Raw genomic sequence first — 4,100 nt, 5'->3', positions numbered from 1 at the left:
ACAAATAAATCAGGTGATTAAGGCGAAGAGGTCACACCCGTTCCCATACCGAACACGGCAGTTAAGCTCTTCAGCGTCGATGGTAGTTGGGGGTTTCCCCCTGTGAGAGTAGAACGTCGCCTGGTAAATGAAAAACATCAGCTATTAGGCTGATGTTTTTTTGTGCTTAAAAAGTTAAGATTTCTTTGAGTGTCTTTTTATCCTAGTTCATTTTTTATTCATATTTAAGTTGTAAATTTAATAAGTACTTAAATTTAGGTAGATAGTTAGGAGTAAAGTGATGAAAGAAGAAAAAAATAAAAATAAAAGTGATTGGAAGAACTTTATAGCATTAATTAAAAGTGCAAACCCTCCAAAGATCTTATTTATTATAGGTGTCCTATTAAGCGTTACAACAACTTTAGTTGGTTTATTATTACCGTTGCTTACTAAGAAGTTCGTAGATGGGTTTTCAATATCAACTTTAAGTGCCGGACAAATTGCTATATTTGCAGGTGTACTATTATTACAAGCAATATCTTCTGCAACGGCAATCTACTTATTGAGTAGAGTTGGAAACCAGGTTGTTGCAAATGTAAGACACCGATTATGGAACAAGATGATTGTTTTACCGGTTTCCTATTACGATAATAGTCAAACAGGTGAAAATGTAAGTCGAGTGACCAATGATACAGCAATTTTAAAGGGGCTAATTACTGAGCATATTACAAACTTTTTAACTGGTGTTATTTCTATAATCGGTTCATTTGCATTATTACTAATATTAGATTGGAAAATGACTTTAGTTACTTTTAGTGTAATTCCTGTTATTGTATTAATCTTCATTCCAATTGGAAAACAAATGTCAAAGCTGTCAAAGTTAACTCAAGATGAAACGGCGAAATTTACATCATTAATAAGTCAAGTTTTCTCGGAGATTAGATTAGTTAAAGTTTCAAATGCGGAATCAACAGAAATGACAAATGGTAGTAAGGGAATTAATAAGTTATTATCATTTGGTATTAGAGAAGGAAAATTACACGCATTAATTGGTCCGATCGTTTCCTTTGTCTTAATGTTGATTCTAGTTGTGATTATTGGATATGGCGGAGTAAGAGTATCATCTGGAGCAATAACAGCAGGTGCACTGGTGGCCTATATACTATACTTATTTCAAATCATATTCCCAGTTACTCAAATTACACATTTCTTTACTGAGCTTCAAAAAACAAAAGGTGCAACAGAGCGAATGATCAAAATTTTAGATTTAGAGGAAGAAGATTATCAAAACGGAACCGAAGACATTGACACAAATTTACCAATTCATATTAAACAATTAAGTTTTGCATATAAGAATGAGGAGATTTTAAAAGAACTAAACTTCTCTATTATTCCTGGTAAAGTTACTGCAATAGTTGGCCCAAGTGGTAGTGGGAAAACGACCTTGTTTTCATTGATTGAGCGTTTTTATTCTCCTACTAATGGAGAAATTTCTATCGGTACTAATGATATTAACAGCTTTAAGTTAGAAAGCTGGAGAAAACACATCGGTTATGTTGCTCAAGAAAGTCCATTAATCATTGGTACGATTCGAGAGAATATTTGCTATGGTATTGGTAGGGAAGTAACTGATCAAGAATTAGAAAATGTTTCTAAAATGGCATATGTAGATCAATTTGTTGGTGAATTGCCTTTAGGATTTGATACTGAAGTTGGAGAGAGAGGAATTAAATTATCCGGTGGTCAAAGACAACGTATTGGTATTGCTAGAGCTTTATTAAGAAATCCAAAATTATTAATGTTAGATGAGGCTACATCCAATCTTGATAGTAGATCAGAATTAGTTGTGCAAAATGCACTATCTAATTTAATGAAGGGTAGAACTACATTAATTATTGCTCATCGTCTATCTACTGTAATTGATGCCGATCAAATCGTATTTTTAGATAAAGGAAAAATCACTGGTATCGGATCACATGATGAGTTATACAGCTATCATCAGATGTATAAAGAGTTTGCCGATCAACAGCTAAGAGTGAATAGTGTTGTATAACGTATAAGGGAAGGAGAAGTGTGATGACAAATATTTTAGTTGTAGATGACGATCCCCATATTAGGAAGTTATTAAGTGTTTTATTAAGTAATGAAGGATTTATAGTGTACGAGTCAACAAATGGTGTTGAAGCTATAGAAGTCTTTGATAAACAAAAAATAGACTTGATGATCATAGACTTAATGATGCCGAAAATGGATGGATTTGAGCTTTGTCAAGAGGTTCGAGCTGCATACGATCTTCCCATAATTATGCTAACAGCAAAAGGTGAAACGGAACAAAAGGTAAAGGGTTTTAAATTGGGAACAGATGACTACGTTGTAAAACCATTTGAACCAGTTGAGTTGATTGTTAGGGTAAAAGCGTTGTTAAGAAGAGCTAAAATATCATCATCACAAATAGTTCAAGTTGGAAATTTAATGATCGATCATGGGAATTTTAAAGTTATTAGCGACGGTGAGACAATTACTATACCTATGAAGGAACTAGAACTATTGTTTGTATTGGCTAGTTCTCTTGGAAGAACCTTTTCAAGAGAACAGTTAATTGAAAATATATGGGGTTTTGATTACCAAGGGGATGAAAGAACAGTGGATGTTCATATTAAACGTCTAAGAGAGCGATTTCCTGAGAAAAAATTTCATTTTAAAATTACAACCGTTTGGGGATTAGGTTATCGAATGGAGATTATAAAATGAAAATTTTAAAAGGTGTATTGCAAGCTATACTCTTTTTTACAGGAATTATTATTGTTAGTAGTGTAGTAGCGTATTTTTCTACAACACTTATTTATGATCGTTATTTTGAAAATCTATCTGGCTTAACCGAACAAATCATTAATACATTATTAACTTTTGTTTTACTAGGGTTACTCGCTGCTATAGTAGGCGTATTATTTCATCACCCCAAACAAAGAATCATGATAAATGAGATAACAAATGCGATTAAGAGTATTTCTCGAGGTGAATATAATGTGTCATTAGACTTCGAAAAATTTCGTGATGTAAATAGAGGAGAAATTAAAAAAATTATTGATAGCTTTAATAATATGGCAGTTAGTCTAGAACAGGTGGAAAAAATGAGACAGGAATTTATCTCAAATGTATCTCATGAGATACAATCTCCACTAACTTCTATTAAAGGATTTGCAAAAGTTCTTCAAAATGAAAACTTACCTTTAGAAGAAAGAATGCAATATTTAAGTATTATTGAGTATGAAAGTAATCGTTTATCTAAGCTTAGTGATAATCTGCTCAAATTGACATCATTGGAATCACAAGATCAACCACTCGACAAAGCTATGTTTTCATTAAATAGTCAGCTAATGTATTCAATATTAAGTTGCGAGCCTCAAATTCTTGAAAAGGATATCAATATGATTGTAAACCTAAATAAGGTTGAAATTGAAGGAGATGAAGTACTCTTAAACCAAGTTTGGCAAAATTTAATAAGTAATAGTATAAAGTTCACACCTAAAGGTGGAGAAATTTCAGTATCAGTAACAGAAGGTAATGATAAGATAATCGTTAAGATCAAAGATTCTGGAATCGGAATATCCAACGAAGATCAAATTCACATCTTTGAAAGATTTTATAAAGCAGATAAGTCAAGAGACCGAACTACTATGGGCAATGGACTAGGGTTATCTATTGTTAAGAAAATTGTAGAGATGCATAAAGGAATAGTATATGTAGAAAGTAGTGTTGGGATAGGTTCAACATTTATTGTTGAATTACCTATGAAACAAAACTAATTGTTTATACGTAATATCAAGTTTTTAACATAAAATGAAAAACATTTCGTTTTATGTTAAAAAGGTATTGCATTAGTGAAAAATAGATGGTATATTATTAAACGTTGTCACATTAAAAGAAAGTGTTCAACAAAATATAATGATAATTAGTTGTTGACAAAAACAACTAAAAAATGTTATTATAATATAAGTCGCTTACGAGCGATACAGTGAACTTTGAAAACTAAACAAAACATGAAGTAAAACGTCAATTATTAGTTTTTTGAGCAATACAAGATTTAAACTTAACTATTATGGAGAGTTTGATCCTGGCTC

General features: G+C 31.8%; 3 protein-coding genes and 1 rRNA gene. All 4 read left to right on the top strand.

Annotated features, from left to right (window positions below):
- Positions 1 to 9: 9 nt before the first annotated feature.
- The 4 genes from rrf (at position 10) to ACX6U0_RS21195 (ending at position 3,785) form a co-directional block, all read left to right on the top strand.
- Positions 10 to 125 (top strand): 5S ribosomal RNA (rrf, locus tag ACX6U0_RS21210).
- Between the two features lie 155 nt (positions 126 to 280).
- Positions 281 to 2,032 carry an ABC transporter ATP-binding protein gene (locus ACX6U0_RS21205; RefSeq protein ID WP_464961803.1) on the top strand — a complete coding sequence of 584 codons (1,752 nt, stop codon included), beginning with the start codon at positions 281 to 283 and terminating at the stop codon, positions 2,030 to 2,032.
- A gap of 20 nt (positions 2,033 to 2,052) precedes the next feature.
- Entirely contained in the window at positions 2,053 to 2,730 is a 678-nt protein-coding gene (locus ACX6U0_RS21200) for a response regulator transcription factor (RefSeq protein WP_464961802.1), read from the top strand.
- On the top strand, positions 2,727 to 3,785 hold the full coding sequence (locus ACX6U0_RS21195; protein ID WP_464961801.1) for a HAMP domain-containing sensor histidine kinase: 1,059 nt from the start codon (positions 2,727 to 2,729) through the stop codon (positions 3,783 to 3,785). The genes ACX6U0_RS21200 and ACX6U0_RS21195 overlap by 4 nt, the downstream gene beginning before the upstream one ends.
- The last annotated feature ends 315 nt before the right edge of the window (positions 3,786 to 4,100 follow it).

It is taken from the genome of Gottfriedia sp. ABJ_BB2_2, from assembly GCF_055484705.1.
This window is presented reverse-complemented; position numbering and strand designations above follow the sequence as displayed.